This is a genomic window from Chlorobium sp. (assembly GCF_021740465.1).
Lineage (GTDB): Bacteria > Bacteroidota > Chlorobiia > Chlorobiales > Chlorobiaceae > Chlorobium.
This window is the reverse complement of record NZ_JAIOZR010000014.1, coordinates 1-15,660: the sequence shown is the minus strand read 5'-3', so window position 1 is coordinate 15,660 and position 15,660 is coordinate 1. Positions and strand designations below refer to the sequence as shown.

Genomic DNA, 15,660 nt, shown 5'->3' with positions numbered 1-15,660 from the left:
CGTCCAGGCCTTGTCAGAGTATTCCAGTGAAGGTACTTATGAAACCGGGCAATCTCAGAAGTACCGACGCGGGGAAAAATGATTTGGGTTTGAATGTTTGATAACCGGTACACTATGAAAATCTGCCAACTTAATCATACAGACCACTATACCGGGGGAGCGCGGGCGGCATACCGTATCCACCGTTCATTGATGAGTAGCGGTTTCGAATCACGGATGTATGTCAATCAGTCGAACACCGATGACTGGAGTGTTTGTGTGCCCGACAGATCCACTCCGGCAAGGCTTTTCAATAAGGCAAGGACGCTCTTTGCGGGGTTGCCCAACTGTTTTTTCCACTCTTCATCCGATACCCCCTACTCTGCGTCATATGTTGTTTCGGACTGGCCGGGTTTGCTCAACAATTCTGAATGCGATGTTGTGCATATGCATTGGATCTATGAAATGATGTCCATTGAAGATATCGCCAAAATAAAAAAACCGCTGCTTTGGACGCTGCACGATATGTGGGCGTTCTGTGGTGCCGAGCATTATACTGAGGATTTTCGCTGGAGAGAGGGCTATTATCATCATAACAGACCTTCGAATGAATCAGGATTCGATCTGAATCGCTGGGCATGGTCCAGAAAACAGAAGGCATGGAAGGAGCCTATCCATATAGTGACCCCAAGTAAATGGTTGGGGAAATGTGTGCAGGAGAGCAAGCTGATGGCAGGATGGCCAGTGAGTGTCATTCCAAATCCGATTGATACGACTTTATGGAGACCTGTTGAAAAAGCTTTAGCACGTAAAATTTTTAATTTTCCGCAGGATATTCCTTTTTTACTTTTCGGGGCAAATGGCGGCAGTAAGAATCCAATTAAAGGTTATGATAAAATACTGAAAGCCCTTGAACTGCTTGCTGGTGAAATCAAAGGCCTGGAATTAATTGTCTTTGGTCAGCATGCCCCTGAAAAATCCTCTGATACCGGATTCAAGGTGAGATATACTGGCCATCTGTATGATGATTTGACTTTATGTCTTCTTTACAGTGCAGCGGACGTGCTTGTTGTTCCTTCAAGGATTGATAATCTTCCGAATACGGTAGTAGAGGCTCTGGCTTGCGGGACTCCTGTGATTGCATTCAATGCTTGCGGGCTTCCAGATATGATTGATCACAAAGTAACAGGCTATTTGGCAGAGCCTTTTGACGTTGAGGATTTGGCAAGAGGGATCAAATGGGTTTTGTGTGATAATGCAGGCTATGATGACTTGTGTCGAAAAGCCAGGCAAAAAGCTGTCAGGGAGTATGATTTGGATGTTGTGTCAAGACGGTACATGAGGCTCTACGAATCCATTCTTGAAGCCTGAAGGATTCTCTGTTAGGTATGTGTTTTTTTCGATTAGACACAGGACGCAGGCTGGATGGTTGTGAATTTCTGCTGATTAACTCTACGGTGTGAAGCTTATGAGCGAGGATTTGCCAAAAATATCTGTAGTTTCAACTTTGTATAATGCCGATAAGTACCTGAAAGACTGTTTTGAATCAATATTATCTCAGGATTATGAGGATTTTGAGCTCGTTGCGGTTATAAATGGGGTTTCTTCGGATTTAACCGAAAAGATCGTACTTGATTATGCAAAACAGGATATGCGGATCAAGGTGGTCTACAACAGAAAAGCGGTGAGTTCTGTCGGCGAAGGCCTGGAGTTGGGTCTGAAAGAGATGACTGGAGAGTATTTTACCATTATCGATGGTGATGATATTCTGTTTCCCGGGGCTCTTCGGGAGCTGATGGATCATGCGAAAAGGAGCGATTCTGATATTGTTGTCGGAAATATACTTCGCATCTCAATGGATGGTGCTGTCTGCGGAGAAATAGGTTTGCCTGATTTTTCATCCATGTCCAGAAACGATTACCTTGAGAAATCTGTCTGGTATATGGATTTTTTATATCACGGAAAGTTATACAATGCAGAACTATTAAGAGAGTATGATATTACCTATCTTCCCGTGCTTGTTGGGATGGATATGCTGTTGCACTATCAGTTTGTCTGGCATGCAAAAAAAATAACAAGATGTAAAAATAATGTACATGGGTATCGAGTAAATACCAGTTCGACAACAAGGACCATGACGCTTGCAAAACTGCAGGATTCCTTTAGCTGTTATCTTTTTCTTGATCGTTTATTCGAAAAAGAAGGATTTTATACTGATGAGGAGATCATGTGCGGGTTCAAATCGCAAGGACTTATTTTGATTGCAGGGTGTTTACTGCAGGGAGGCAAGGGATTTTATAAACAATATGTTCATGATATTGACGATCTGATTAAAGGTGGTGTTTTTAGGGCAGAAAAAGTACAAAAGTATCTTAAGGGATGGCCTGTGTATTATTTTGTGCTGAGTATCTACAGACTAAATATTACTATTGGTAATATGTTTTGCTTTCTTCTGAATCAGATACGAACAAGTAATTTTCGGTTTTTGATTCGGAAATTCAATATGTGAAAAAAAGTCCTTTTATAATTATATGAGTGATATAAGGAAAATCTATGTTGCAGGGCATAAAGGACTTGTTGGTTCAGCAATAGTACGCCGACTTGAGAATGCCGGTTATAATGCACTTATAGTTCGTGACAGGTCTGAACTGAATCTTCTTGACCAGAAAGCCGTATTTGAATTTCTTTCGACGGAAAGACCGGATTACATTTTTATGGCAGCGGCAAAAGTAGGGGGGATCGCCGCAAACGACACATACCGGGCGCAGTTCATCTATGAAAATCTTCAGATTGAAGCCAATCTCATTCATGGCTCCTATCTTGCCGGGGTAAAAGATCTGCTTTTTCTTGGCTCCTCCTGCATCTATCCGAAATATGCACCACAGCCCATGTCAGAGGAGTGCCTGCTTACCGGTGAACTCGAATACACCAATGAACCGTATGCGATCGCTAAAATATCCGGTATAAAGCTCTGTGAAAGCTACAATCTGCAATACGGTATGAATTTTCTGTCTGTGATGCCCACCAATCTTTACGGCCCTAAAGACAATTTCGATTTTGCTACATCCCACGTTTTGCCTGCACTTCTCAGAAAATTCCATCTTGGAAAATGCCTGATGGACGGTGAAAGTGACTCCGTAAGGTACGATCTCGATAAAAACCCGATTGATGGCGTCGATGGTTCAGCACCCTGGGAAAAGATCCTCGATGTTCTTGACAAGTATGGTATTACTCTCAGCTCTCCAGGTAACTATCAAGTGACTATCTGGGGGACAGGTTCTCCCCGGCGGGAGTTTTTGCACAGTGATGATCTTGCGGATGCATGTGTTTACATAATGGAGAATCTTTGTTTCAGAGATATGTTTCAATCAGGAAAGGTTCAAGTCCGTAATACGCATATCAACATAGGAACTGGTGAGGATATTTCCATCAGGGAACTTGTAATTCTTATTCAGGATATTGTTGGTTTCCGTGGGCAGGTTTGTTTTGACGATTCGAAACCTGATGGCACTCCGAGAAAACTGCTGGATGTCAGCAAACTTGAATCGCTGGGTTGGAAATACACAATATCCCTGCAAGAGGGCGTCTCAAAAGTGTACAATGAATATTCCTTATAAGATACAGGCGACATCTGCATGAGTTTATTCCGTTAAATAAAAATTATTAAAGAGAGTATTCCTTTGGATTCCAATCAGAGTATCATAAAGCTTTTATACAGCCTGTGGCGCCATGTCAGCAGACGCAGACGGATACAGTTTTTGCTTCTGTTTATTCTGATGATTCTTGCCTCTTTTGCCGAAGTACTGAGTCTTGGCGCTGTGCTTCCGTTTCTTTCTGCCCTGACCAGGCCGGAAACAATTTATGAACATCATCGGGCGAAGTTTTTCATTGATATTCTGGGCATAACATCTCCGAATCAGCTTGTTTTTCCGATGACCGTGGCTTTTGGCCTTGCGGCTCTTGTTTCAGGCGTGATGCGTCTGTTCATGCTGTGGTTCAGTACCCGGTTATCCTTTGCGACCGTAGCCGATCTGAGTATGAGTGTATATCGTCATACCTTGTATCAGCCCTACGCTGTTCACATCGGACGCAACAGCAGTGATGTGATTGCAGGAATATCTTCGAAGACCGGTAGTGTTATCAGTGCGTTCGTCAATATTCTCGATCTTATAAGCTCCACACTTATCTTTGTTTCGATACTGTTCGTCATGCTGTCAGTGAACCCACTGATCGCTTTGATGGCTTTCGGCGGTTTTGGATTGATATATGCACTTGTTATCGGAATAACCCGTTCCCGATTACAGCAGCACAGTCAGTTGATAGCGCAGGAGAGCAATCAGATGATACGATTGCTTCAGGAGGCCATGGGAGGTATTCGTGATATCCTTCTTGATGGAAGTCAGGAGGAGTACTGCAATATCTTCAGAAAATCCATTTTTCCATTGCGACGTTCACAAGGTAATGTGTCTTTTCTCAGCAACAGTCCACGGTTTGTCGTCGAAGCTCTCGGGATGCTGTTGATTGCCGGGTTGTCGTATTCTCTTTCAATGAAAGAGGGTGGGTTGGTGAGTGCGATTCCGCTTCTTGGACTGCTTGCTCTCGGTGCTCAGAGGATGCTTCCGCTTCTGCAGAAGATATACGGAGCATGGGCAGGGATACAGGGTAATCAGGCCTCCCTCGATGATGCGCTGTCGCTGCTTGATCAGCAAATGCCTGAATATGCTGATGAGCCTCAGCCTGTGCCGTTATCATTCAGAAAAGAGATACGTTTCAGAGGTCTTTCATTTCGCTATGGAACAGATGCTCCCAGGGTTTTGACAAACCTCGATTTCAGTATTCCCAAAGGCAGCCGTATCGGTTTTATCGGCACAACCGGTAGTGGAAAAAGCACATTGCTCGATATACTCATGGGGCTTCTTGAGCCAACAGAAGGGGTTATTGAAGTAGATGGGCAGTCAATAACAAAACAGAACGGTCGGGCATGGCAGGTACATATAGCCCATGTTCCCCAGTCAATTTTTCTTGCAGACAGCTCTATTGAAGAAAATATAGCATTTGGCATTCCAAAAGACCGGATTGATAAAGACCGGGTACGTAAGGCGGCTTCTCAGGCTCAGATCGCGGAACTGATAGAGACATTGCCAGAGAAATACAAAACTACAGTTGGTGAGCGGGGTGTTCGTCTGTCCGGGGGACAACGCCAAAGGATCGGGATTGCCCGAGCACTCTATAAAGAGGCTGATGTTATCATATTTGATGAGGCTACAAGCGCCCTGGACAGTCATACGGAAAAATCTGTAATGAACGCTATTGACGATCTCAGCAAAGAACTCACTGTCCTGATTATTGCTCATCGACTCTCTACCCTCGAGAAGTGTGATTACATCGTGGAGTTGTCCGAGGGTGTTATTCAAAGAATTGCTGAATACAAAGATGTTGCTTTATGATGCATTGTTCGGTGATCAATAAAGAAGATGGGGTGGCATGAGACTACTGATTGTCGCTTCCGGTGATTTTTTTTCGGATTACGGGGGCGGGCAGGTATATGTCAGGCAGCTGGTCGATGAATTGATCGAACAGGGTGTAGATCTGCAAATAGCGACCCCGGGCGATAGTTCAGTTTCACAGCTTTTCTACAAAGGGTGCTCTGTTCATACAGTATGTTCAGAAGAGTTTGCCGAAAAGAATGAGGTCACCGATCTGCTGAAGGACATAAAACCGGATATTGTGCATGCTCACGGCATGAAGGAGGTTTTTGCAAAAGCATGTGCGACTGAAGGGCTTCCCTTTATCGTGACGGCACACCATGGGGGCATTCTCTGTCCAGCTGGTGCACTGCTTAATCATGCCGACGATATCTGTTCTGTCACTGCAAATGACAGTGACTGTTTGAGATGTGTGCTGCACAATAATATTCGCTGGGGGATGGGTGTCTGGCCGTTGTTGCGGCTACTTCCCTTAAGGATACGACTTGCGTTAGGGGCGGCATTGAGACGTATGCCTTTTCTCTACTATGTCACGCCTGTAGGGACGTCAGCGCTTTCCATAAGGGAAAAACTGGATGGATGGAATGATATTGTGCATTCGGCTTCTCTACTTGTTGCTCCTTCCGCAGCTATGGCTCAAAGCATGTTCCGCAATGGGGCGCCGGAAGATAAAATAAAAATAGTGCCTCATGGAATAACCGTTGTCAAAGTTGTACAATCACAGGCTGTAGTTGCGAGACAAGATTCTGATGCACCGTTACGCTTTTTCTTTCTCGGTCGGATATCGTACGTCAAAGGAGTGCATGTGTTGCTTCGAGCCTTTTCCGGAGTAACCGGGAAAACGGAGCTTCACATCATTGGTGGGGCCGGCAACAAGCCGGAAGAACGTTACATGCGGAGGCTGATGAGGAAATATGCGAGCGACAAACGAATAATCTGGAAAGGAAAGGTCACGAAAGAATCTGCTGACACGTTGATTTCACAACTCGATGTGTTGGTCCATCCTACGATTTGTCTTGAGGTTTTCGGGTTGAACATAGCTGAAGCCTTAAGTATGGGTAAGCCTGTAATCGCTACCCGATGCGGAGGTGCGGAACAGCAGATTCAGGAGGGCAGCAACGGATTTCTTGTCGAACCGGACAATCCGGTTGCGTTAACCTGCTCGATGCAGTTGTTTGTCGACAGACGTGTCGATGCCATAAGCATGGCCTTGAGAGGAAAGTCATCTGTTCGGTCGATGAAGGAGCATGTCGCTGAATTGATGGGGATATACAAAAAAGTGATAGCATCTAATGATCGTTAATATAAAAAATGACTTGTCTGGAAATATCAAGATTAACGCAGAAGCTAATTGCTTTGGGTATAGGTTCTATACAAGGGAATATTGTTTATGCTTACTGGGGGCTTTATTCGAATTTCGGTGATCAGTTGACGCCGCTATTGCTCAGGCATTACCGATTTACACCGGTTTTTTCGCATTATATGCCAAGTATCAAAAACGTCAGAAAAGCCGAGTTTTTGTCCGTTGGGACATTGTTGCAGAGTACACCTGATGATTTTTCGGGAATAATACTTGGTGCTGGTATGGATGATGTATGCAAAACATTCAAAAAAGCAAGGATACAGGGGGTTCGGGGATATCTCACAAAGAAAAATCTTGGTATTAGGGGGGATATTCTTCTTGGAGATCCAGGGTTGCTTGTTGCTGTTGTTTATCCGGAGCCGGAGCCTAAAAAATATGAACTTGGTATCGTTCCTCATTTTGTTGATATAAATGATTCGATTGTGAGCCGCTGGAAAAAAAGATTCGGAGAGAGAGCAACAATAATCGATGTCCGGCGGAAACCTGCAAATGTCATCAGAGACATCAAGCAATGCAAAAACGTGATTTCTTCTTCCTTACATGGCTTGGTTACTGCTGATGCATTTGGAATTCCCAATATCATGTATGTGATACGGCGGAATATCTCCCGACGTCATGATCACAAGTACAGGGATTATTACTCTGCGATGGAAAAAGATCTTGAGTTGATAGAGGTTGACGGGAATGAGCCTATCGATTATTTCCTTTCGAGAGTTACGGACAAGAGCAGTAGTGTCGAACCTCTTAAAAGAGACCTCCATTCAGCATATTTAAATCTCGCCAATTATTTGGACTAACAGTCTTGTCGATGGAGTGTATGGGCAGAAACCGTAATCCGGTATGAGAAAAAGGCTGGTTATTGACGGTAACAGTATGGTTTACCGTTCCGGTTCCCTATATCTGCCAGGTATAGGCCGTACTACCTATGAGTTGGCAAATGCACTGCTCCGTTTAGCTGAGTTGCCTTTTGACCTCACGATATTCACTCAAACGATAAGGGGACGGCTTGCCATGAGACCAGATGGCTTCAGGCACGTCAACCTGCCGATACCGCCAGGGAACCATCTGGAATGGATGTATAAAAGGGTTCCGCTTGTGAATATGGTGGCACCGCATGACTTGCTTCATGTTCCTCACAATTATGCACCTGTTTTCAAGTCGTCACGTACTGTCGTGACGATTCATGATGCCATGTTTTTCAGCTATCCGGAGGATTTTCTCGGCCATGATTATGCCCGTGAACACTACCCTTCTCTTGCAAGAACCTGTAGAGCTATAATCACCTGTTCCAAAAGTTCCAAGGAAGATATTGTAACTTTTATGGGTGTATCTCCGGAGAAAGTAACTGTTGCGTATTGGGGCGTTAATGGCAGGATTTTCTATCCATCGGACAAAAAGGATGCTTTTATTGCCCTCAGGAAGAGCGGTTTTGTCGATCGTCCTTTTTTTGTTTCGGTTTCCTGCGATCGCGGGCGAAAAAATACCATCGCTGTCATGCGTGCATTCAGGCTTGCGCTGCAGCGCCGATTGGAACACGACCTGGTTCTCGTATGGGGAAATCCTCCGGCAGAGTATCTTGAAGAGTTTGCTCCGGAAATTCAATCCGGGCGGATTCGTATGCTTTCACATGTCGATGATGACCAGCTTCGTCTTTTGTACACTGCATCGACACTGAGCTGGTTTCCATCTAAATACGAGGGTTTTGGTCTGCCGCTCCTTGAGTCCATGGCTTGTGGTACGCCGGTGGTGACCTGCAGGAACAGTTCTCTGACTGAGGCCGGTGGTGATGCTGCCCTGTATGTCGAGCCGGATGATTTCGGCGGCATGGCAGACCTCATGATCGAGTTTGACAGGGGATTTCGAGGCTACTGGGAACTGGTTAAGCGATCCATTGAGCACGCTGCAGGGTTTTCCTGGCAGCGGACTGCGGAATCATACGTCAAATTCTATACAGCGAACATGTGAGCATGTCCATCAGAAAATTATTAAAGCCATATTATTTCAGAGCAAAGCAGGCTCTGCTGAAAACATGGTTGGCATTCGTTCCTGAGGTTGATATCCCAAAATCTGAACGTGTGTTGATCATAGCGCCTCATCCTGATGATGAGATTCTCGGTACAGGCGGGTCTCTTATTCGGTTTCTGGATAATAATACAAGGGTCTGTGTTGCCTATCTGACCGACGGTGAAAAGAGTCTCAAGGAATTAGATCCGGCGGAGGTTGCCGAAAAACGTATTAAAATCAGTGATGCGGTACTCGGCAACCTCAAGATAGGGCCTGAGAATGTTGTTCGTTTCCATTTTCCCGACGGGGGAGTTCCGCGCATTGGAAGTCAAGGGTTTGCAGATGCAGAAGAATGTCTCATGAAGGTGGTCACGGATGTCAAACCTGACAGCATTCTGGTAACCCACCCTTTGGAGACATGGCCATTTGATCATGTCGCTGCATTTGAATTGACTTGCTCTGTGATCAAAAAGCTTCAAATGAAAGAGGTTTCGGTTTTTGGGTACTGGGTCTGGTTGCCTTATTCACTTCCCTTGAGAGATTTTTGGCATATCGATTGGAAAAATACTGTGCGTATTTCGGTTCGGAGGCAGATGGCTCTGAAAAAAAACCTCATGGAGGCATATCTTGCACCTCTTGCACCGAATGGCAAGCCATGGAGTGGGGTGCTGCCAGGGTTCATGCTTGCCATGTTCGATTATCCTTATGAAATCATGACGCGCATTGGCTTTGATGAGAGTCGCCAAGATGTCAGGATGTAACAGGTTCATTGTTTGGCATTTTAACATAGAATACAGTGTATGACCTATTCCTGGAAATTAAATGTTTACAGGTCTTGGGACGAAGTGGACGACCCTTCGTTTATAGAACAATGGAATGGATGGATGCATGAATCAACCGATGTACATGTATTCAATCATCCCGTCATGGTAAAGGCATGGACTGATACCTACCGCCGGTTGTGGCATATCGAGCCGCTTTATATCGTTGCGAGGGCTCAGGGTGTATCGGTTATGCTCCCCCTTATTCTCTGGAGGAGAAACTGGAAAAATGCCTGGATCAGAGTAATCGTGCCTGCGGGTTATTCTGATTTTGATTACCATGAACCTGTTATTGTCGCCGAGAACACCGATGGATTGATTAGTTCTTTCTGGAGCATGCTCGAAGACTGGATCCTGGGTGAGGGATTTGGTGGCTGCGACAAGGTGGAATTGACCGGAATGAGGTATCCGGGAACCAATGCATGGAAACCTTTACCTGACGTTTGTCCCTATGTTTCCTTAGCCGGTTATCAGGATTATCAGGATTATCTGTCAACATTGAAAAAAAGTCTCAGGCAGGACATCGGCCGTCAGAAAAGAAGGCTTGCACAGAACGGATCGCTTCGCTATCATGCTTATTCTCCGTCGATAACGGATGATGCGCTCGATTCGTTTCGTCTGTTCATGGATACACATGCTGAAAAATGGCCGGGTGCGTACAAGGCTCCCGGTTTACATGAGTGTGTTTTTCGCACTGGAAGCGAGGCCGGGCTCGTTCATTTTTCGGAATTGAGGTTGGACAACAAGCCGATATCCTGGCATTTCGGGTTTTTATATCGCGACCGGTTCTATTATTATATGCCTTCGTATCTCAATGCTTTGAGTAATTACTCTCCCAGCAAGGTTCATCTTTCTTTTCTTGTCGAAGAGTGTTTTGAGAGAGGTGTTGCTATATTTGATCACCTGCGTGGAATGGAAAACTACAAGCACGGTTGGGCTGGGGAGTCCGCGAGCCTCTATGGTTTCGATGCGTTCTCACCGTCACTGCTTTCCAGGTTCAAATTGTCAGCATTCAATCGTTTGCAGGACTTCAGGAAATAAACGTATGAACGTTCTGATAGCAATACCTTGCCTGCTTCGAGGGGGAACGGAGATGCAGACCTTGTATCTTGTAAAGGCTCTCGTCAAGGCCGGGCATAATGTTGAAATTATATGTTATTTTGAGTTTGACATGAAGGTTGTTGAAGAGTTCGGGGGATCGGAGGGGAGGGTTATTCTTCTTAACCTCGATCGATCGTCCGGCTTTTTGAGGATAATCGGGGAACTGCGGAAATGTTTTGCAGGCCGACGTCCTGATGCTGTTCATGTGCAATATATGGCTCCCGGAGCACTGGCGATTATTGCAGCAAGACTTGCCGGGATCAGAATCGTGCTTGCAACGGTACATCAGCCATATACGGTATCTCATGGACCTCATGCGAAAATGATACTCCGGGTTGCTGCAAAGCTTTGCGATTCGTTTATATCCGTTTCACGCAATGTGGAACAATCCTGGTTCGGAAATTCTTGTGGTGATCCTCTACATGATTCAGAACATTTCCTGAAACATTGTACGCTCTATAATGCTGTCGATGCTGCAAGGGTGATCGAGTTGTCTGGATCCCCGACCGATGATATCCTCGCTATCCGGGAAAAAAATGGTTCGATGTTTATTTTTGGCTATCTGGGAAGGGTACGGCATGAAAAGGGGCTGGATATACTTTTTGAAGCTTTTGCTCAATTGTCTAAAAAATACAATAATACAAGACTATTGATTGTAGGCGATGGTCCTGATTTGCCCGTGCTCAAAGAAACATATGGCCACGAATCCTGGTGGCCATATGTGCTGTTTGCTGGAGAAATGCCATGGGAAAATGCCATGAGGTACTTCTTTGCGGTAGATGCCGTGGTGGTGCCTTCCCGTTTTGAAGGTTTCGGCCTGAGTGCCGTGGAGGCCATGGCGGCTTCGAAACCGGTGATCGCGTCAAGGGCAGGCGGCTTGAGTGAGATCATAACGCATGGGCTCGATGGCCTGCTGTTTCAAAACGGTAGCAATAAGGAGCTCTCGGCAATGATGGAAGTGCTTCTGCTCGATCCGGTGAAACGGGCCGAGCTGTCCCGGAATGCCCATCAGCGTGCATCGGATTTTGATGTCGTGCATTTCGATCGAAAAATTCGCAATCTCTACAAATCGGAGGCGTGATGGACAATAAACAGTTCTATCATTTCTATGGCTGGCTGTTTTTCTGCGCATTTTTGCCATTCATAGCGTACATATTTGCATTGGATGCTAAAATAGCAGGGTTCGGCCTCACGGGATGGGCCTGGCTTCTGATGCTTGCAGTTTCGGTCTACTATTTTCTGACAGTAAAGGCAACCAGGTCATTTCCCCTGCGTTTCTGGATTCCCTGGCTCGTGTACCTGGTGGTATGGCTCGCAGCGGATTTCTCCTTCTTCGGGGTTCAGCTTACCCTGCAGTACATGCTGCCGATTATCGTGGGGGTTGTGGCATCCAGTTTCACTTACGACAAGGAAAAACTGCATTGGCTGTACAAGAAAATGTTTCTTCTGTGCCTCGTTCTTGTTCTTCTTTTTGCTTATGGAATTCTTTTCTACAAAGGATATACGCCTTATGCGGCTTATACTCCAATGCTGCTTTCCGTTATGGCCGCTGTCAGCATGGGCGCGTTTTATCTTTCCAAGAAAGCAAGGTTTTTCGGGGTATATGCGGTACTCTTTCTGATCCCTTTCTTAGATGTTACCCGAATGGCGCTCCTTGTTTTTCTTGTTATTCTGATCCTGCATTTCGCCAACCGCAACATCCTCTCGAAAATTTCGTTTGCGGTTGCTGGTATAATTCTGGCGATATTTGTATTCAACACCCAAGCATTTCAGGAAAAGACCTTCTTTCAGGGAAAGGGAGAGCTAACGGATTTACAGTCCAATCTGAACTACTATGATGAATCCAATTCGGTTTTCAATACCAGCGGTAGGTCTCAGTTCTACAGGTATTACGAACCTGGTCTCAAGGCGTCGCCTCTGGTCGGAAACGGACCCAGGGCAGACCTTTACCTGCTTGAAAAGGTCGTTGGTGGATCGGGAGTAAGCGAGGCTCATAATGACTATCTTTCAGTGCTCTATAATTACGGTAATATAGGTCTTGGCCTGCTGTTGTTCGGTTTTATCCCTACCTTTCTGTCACTGTACGGCAGGTTTCTGAATGAAAAGAACCAGTACAGGATACTTCTGCAGACCAGTGCAATGATCCTGACCGTGACGTTCCTGATGTCAATGTATTCAGATAACATGCTGAAATCGACAGTCTTTTTTGCTGATTTCTATTTTGTTCTGATCGGAATGGCATATGCTCCTTACGATGACAAGACGTGATCCTGTGAACATGGATATTTCAATCGTTATTCCTCTCTATAACAAGAAGGATACCGTAGCGAGGGCCTTGCAGTCCGTGTTGATGCAGACCTACAGCCCGAGGGAGATCATCGTTGTCAATGACGGTTCTTCAGATGGCAGTGAATCGGTTGTGCGTACCATGGATATTGCATGCCTAAGGCTTGTGGAACAGGATAACGCAGGCGTTTCCGCAGCAAGGAACCACGGATGGCGTGTCGCCCGGTGTGAATGGGTGGCTTTTCTTGACGCTGATGACGAGTGGAATCCTGACTTTCTTGGAACTATAGCAGCTCTGCATGAGGGTTTTCCCGACCACGAGGTGTTTGCTACAGCTTATTTTGCCGGTGATTATCAGGGCAACAGACGGCCGATTATCCTGAACAGGGTGCCGTTCCTGGGTGAACGGGGCGTTTTGGAGAACTATTTCGAAGTGGCAGCCTGCTCCGATCCCCCGCTCTGGTCTTCGGCGATCTGTATCCGCAGGGATGCGTTGCATGAGATCGGGGGATTTCCGCTCAACGTGAAGTCCGGGGAGGATCTGCTGACATGGGCTCGTCTGGCCGCCAGAAAACCACCGGTGTACAGCACCAAGCCGCTCGCTGTTTTCTGGCAGGAGAAAGCCCATACCTATGATGACCGGCCGAACAGGATGCCCGAACCCGACGATCCTGTAGGGAAAGGTCTTGCCGAGCTTAAAAAAAAGCCGGAAGCTCTGTCGCGCGATATCGACAACTATCTTTCAATGTGGCACAAGATGCGCTCTTCCATCTATCTTCGGCTTGGGTTGAGAGGCAGTGCTCTTGTGGAAACCCTGAAGGGGTTGTACTATCAGCCGTTGAACAAGAAGCTTTACATCTACCTGTTGTTGTGCGCGATGCCCCAGGCTTTGACCAGAAACATTTTTAAACAGTTCGGACGTTGAGCCGGTGCTCATGATACGGAAAGTTGTCATTGTCCATACGGATTTCAGGTTGTACTGGCCTTCGAGGCTCCGACAACTGAACCATTACCTCTCCCTGAAAGGAGTCGAGCTTTATATCGTGGAGATAGCCGGTAAGGGTTCCCCTTACAGTTTCGATGTGGCAACGGCACCGGTCGGGGAGCTGCGCTGGTTTCAGCTTTTCACTTCGAGGGCAATGGAGGAGATCGGGGCTGGCGAGGCAGTTGATGCGGTGATCCAGAAGCTCGACGAGCTTGACCCCGATGTGGTGATTGCTGGTCCCATTGCATTTCCTTCCGGGTCAGCAGCAGCAAGATGGTGCTCAAGGAAAAAACGGCCTGTTGTCGTTTTCGACGATGCACGTCTCGATGACGTGCCACGCCCTTGGTATGTCGACTGGGTCAAAAGGCAGGTGTACAGCCTTGTCGATGCGATGGTGATTCCCGCGCCCTCGCATGATTCAACCTACCGGTACTTCGGGTTTCAGAAGGGGCAGCTTTTCTATGGTGTCAACGTCGTTGACAACACATTTTTCTGCCGGCATGGCGAAACTGCAGGCTTTTCCCGGCAGGAGCCGTTCCTGCAGTTTTCTTTTTTGCTCTGTGTAGGACGGCAGATTCCAAAGAAAAACTGGAAAAAACTGCTCATGGCATTCAGGAACATTGCGGGGAATCTCCATGCGGTGGCATGGTCGCTTGTTTTTATTGGCGATGGCCCGGAGCACGGGGAACTGGTTGCGCTTGCTGGGGATTTGTTGGATCGGCAGATTTTTTTTGTTCCTTTCAGGCAGCAATCCGAATTGGTGCACTATTACCATAAGGCTTCCGCACTGGTTCTGCCGAGTCTTTTCGGTGAAACATGGGGGCTGGTAGTCAACGAGGCGATGGTTGCCGGGCTTCCGATTCTGGTCAGCGAAAAATGTGGCTGTGCGGAAGCCTTGGTTAAAGATGGAGAGAATGGTTTTGTATTCGATCCGGACAGCCAGGAAGAGATCGAAGGTGTTCTGGAGAGGTTCGTTGCCCTTGATTCTGGGAGCAGGCGTGAGATGGGGGATGTATCCCGGAATATTATTGCCGATTGGGGACTTGAACGGTTTTGCCGTGGCATGTGGGATGCTGTCGTTTCCGCTCAGGTCAAGGGCAAGCGGAGAGGTACTCTTGCCGGCCGGATTATCATCAGGTTCTGGAACGGGAGGTATTGCCCTGCCTGACATGAATATTTTCCGGTTGCGCAATCACTGCGGCAGTTGTGTCGGTGAGTCCGCCGTGCCGATGCATCACAGGAATGACAATGGGCATCATTCAGACGTGCAAACTACGTCACATTAAGGAATTTATCCCTGAGCCTGCCATTGAAGCTTACAAAATATAGGCATTGTAGACTTGTTTCCCCAGACGATTGAACACCACGTTCACCTCCGTGATGATGCCCGCGATCATCTCCCGCGAAACCAAGTTATGTCGTTCACATTTCCCACATACCGGAGCACGAGGGCTATGCCAAGCGGTTCTTCGATCCGATTCCCGGAAAGCTGAGGCGCAGAAGAGGGTGTCGGGTGTTTTTTTGCAGGAGTGCTGTTGCCGGCTTGATCATGACAGGGTAATTCGAGGTTTCCCAAGGCGTTGAAAAGGATGCCGAGCATCGGGAGCAAGGGCTGTTTTGACAGGAATGTTGCAT

Annotated in this window: 13 protein-coding genes; all 13 read left to right on the top strand. The window is 46.6% G+C overall.

Features of this window, described 5'->3' with window-relative positions; all coding sequences use genetic code 11:
* The first annotated feature begins 114 nt into the window (after positions 1-114).
* A complete protein-coding gene (locus K9G39_RS07630) occupies positions 115-1,350 on the top strand; it encodes a glycosyltransferase family 4 protein (protein WP_292004329.1) in 1,236 nt (411 codons plus the stop codon).
* 97 nt (positions 1,351-1,447) lie between these two features.
* On the top strand, positions 1,448-2,488 hold the full coding sequence (locus tag K9G39_RS07625; protein ID WP_292004328.1) for a glycosyltransferase family 2 protein: 1,041 nt from the start codon (positions 1,448-1,450) through the stop codon (positions 2,486-2,488).
* Positions 2,489-2,510: 22 nt separating this feature from the next.
* The gene (locus tag K9G39_RS07620; protein ID WP_292004327.1) at positions 2,511-3,596 is read left to right on the top strand and encodes a GDP-L-fucose synthase; all 1,086 of its coding nucleotides are present in this window, start codon (positions 2,511-2,513) and stop codon (positions 3,594-3,596) included.
* 63 nt (positions 3,597-3,659) lie between these two features.
* Complete coding sequence (locus tag K9G39_RS07615; RefSeq protein ID WP_292004326.1) at positions 3,660-5,426, top strand: ABC transporter ATP-binding protein; 1,767 nt, start codon at positions 3,660-3,662, stop codon at positions 5,424-5,426.
* A 37-nt stretch (positions 5,427-5,463) separates the two neighbouring features.
* Entirely contained in the window at positions 5,464-6,768 is a 1,305-nt protein-coding gene (locus tag K9G39_RS07610) for a glycosyltransferase (protein WP_292004325.1), read from the top strand.
* Positions 6,769-6,947: 179 nt separating this feature from the next.
* Positions 6,948-7,625: a polysaccharide pyruvyl transferase family protein gene (locus tag K9G39_RS07605; protein ID WP_292004324.1), complete on the top strand. Its 678-nt coding sequence runs from the start codon at positions 6,948-6,950 to the stop codon at positions 7,623-7,625.
* A 43-nt stretch (positions 7,626-7,668) separates the two neighbouring features.
* Positions 7,669-8,793, top strand: coding sequence for a glycosyltransferase family 1 protein (locus K9G39_RS07600; RefSeq protein WP_292004323.1), 1,125 nt, complete (start codon positions 7,669-7,671; stop codon positions 8,791-8,793).
* A gap of 2 nt (positions 8,794-8,795) precedes the next feature.
* A complete protein-coding gene (locus K9G39_RS07595; protein WP_292004322.1) occupies positions 8,796-9,593 on the top strand; it encodes a PIG-L family deacetylase in 798 nt (265 codons plus the stop codon).
* A 39-nt stretch (positions 9,594-9,632) separates the two neighbouring features.
* A complete protein-coding gene (locus K9G39_RS07590) occupies positions 9,633-10,694 on the top strand; it encodes a GNAT family N-acetyltransferase (protein ID WP_292004321.1) in 1,062 nt (353 codons plus the stop codon).
* A gap of 4 nt (positions 10,695-10,698) precedes the next feature.
* On the top strand, positions 10,699-11,835 hold the full coding sequence (locus K9G39_RS07585; protein WP_292004320.1) for a glycosyltransferase family 4 protein: 1,137 nt from the start codon (positions 10,699-10,701) through the stop codon (positions 11,833-11,835).
* A gap of 80 nt (positions 11,836-11,915) precedes the next feature.
* The gene (locus tag K9G39_RS07580; RefSeq protein ID WP_292004319.1) at positions 11,916-13,022 is read left to right on the top strand and encodes an O-antigen ligase family protein; all 1,107 of its coding nucleotides are present in this window, start codon (positions 11,916-11,918) and stop codon (positions 13,020-13,022) included.
* Between the two features lie 10 nt (positions 13,023-13,032).
* Positions 13,033-13,965 carry a glycosyltransferase family 2 protein gene (locus K9G39_RS07575; protein ID WP_292004318.1) on the top strand — a complete coding sequence of 311 codons (933 nt, stop codon included), beginning with the start codon at positions 13,033-13,035 and terminating at the stop codon, positions 13,963-13,965.
* Positions 13,966-13,975: 10 nt separating this feature from the next.
* On the top strand, positions 13,976-15,193 hold the full coding sequence (locus K9G39_RS07570; RefSeq protein WP_292004317.1) for a glycosyltransferase family 4 protein: 1,218 nt from the start codon (positions 13,976-13,978) through the stop codon (positions 15,191-15,193).
* Positions 15,194-15,660 lie beyond the last annotated feature (467 nt).

Excerpts from the sequence above, each read along its gene's own strand:
- K9G39_RS07630 (WP_292004329.1), top strand. The coding sequence starts at position 115 with ATGAAAATCTGCCAACTTAATCATACAGACCACTATACCGGGGGAGCG.
- K9G39_RS07575 (WP_292004318.1), top strand. The coding sequence starts at position 13,033 with ATGGATATTTCAATCGTTATTCCTCTCTATAACAAGAAGGATACCGTA.
- K9G39_RS07570 (WP_292004317.1), top strand. The coding sequence starts at position 13,976 with ATGATACGGAAAGTTGTCATTGTCCATACGGATTTCAGGTTGTACTGG.
- K9G39_RS07590 (WP_292004321.1), top strand. The coding sequence starts at position 9,633 with ATGACCTATTCCTGGAAATTAAATGTTTACAGGTCTTGGGACGAAGTG.
- K9G39_RS07620 (WP_292004327.1), top strand. The coding sequence starts at position 2,511 with ATGAGTGATATAAGGAAAATCTATGTTGCAGGGCATAAAGGACTTGTT.
- K9G39_RS07605 (WP_292004324.1), top strand. The coding sequence starts at position 6,948 with ATGCCAAGTATCAAAAACGTCAGAAAAGCCGAGTTTTTGTCCGTTGGG.
- K9G39_RS07585 (WP_292004320.1), top strand. The coding sequence starts at position 10,699 with ATGAACGTTCTGATAGCAATACCTTGCCTGCTTCGAGGGGGAACGGAG.
- K9G39_RS07625 (WP_292004328.1), top strand. The coding sequence starts at position 1,448 with ATGAGCGAGGATTTGCCAAAAATATCTGTAGTTTCAACTTTGTATAAT.
- K9G39_RS07595 (WP_292004322.1), top strand. The coding sequence starts at position 8,796 with ATGTCCATCAGAAAATTATTAAAGCCATATTATTTCAGAGCAAAGCAG.
- K9G39_RS07600 (WP_292004323.1), top strand. The coding sequence starts at position 7,669 with ATGAGAAAAAGGCTGGTTATTGACGGTAACAGTATGGTTTACCGTTCC.
- K9G39_RS07610 (WP_292004325.1), top strand. The coding sequence starts at position 5,464 with ATGAGACTACTGATTGTCGCTTCCGGTGATTTTTTTTCGGATTACGGG.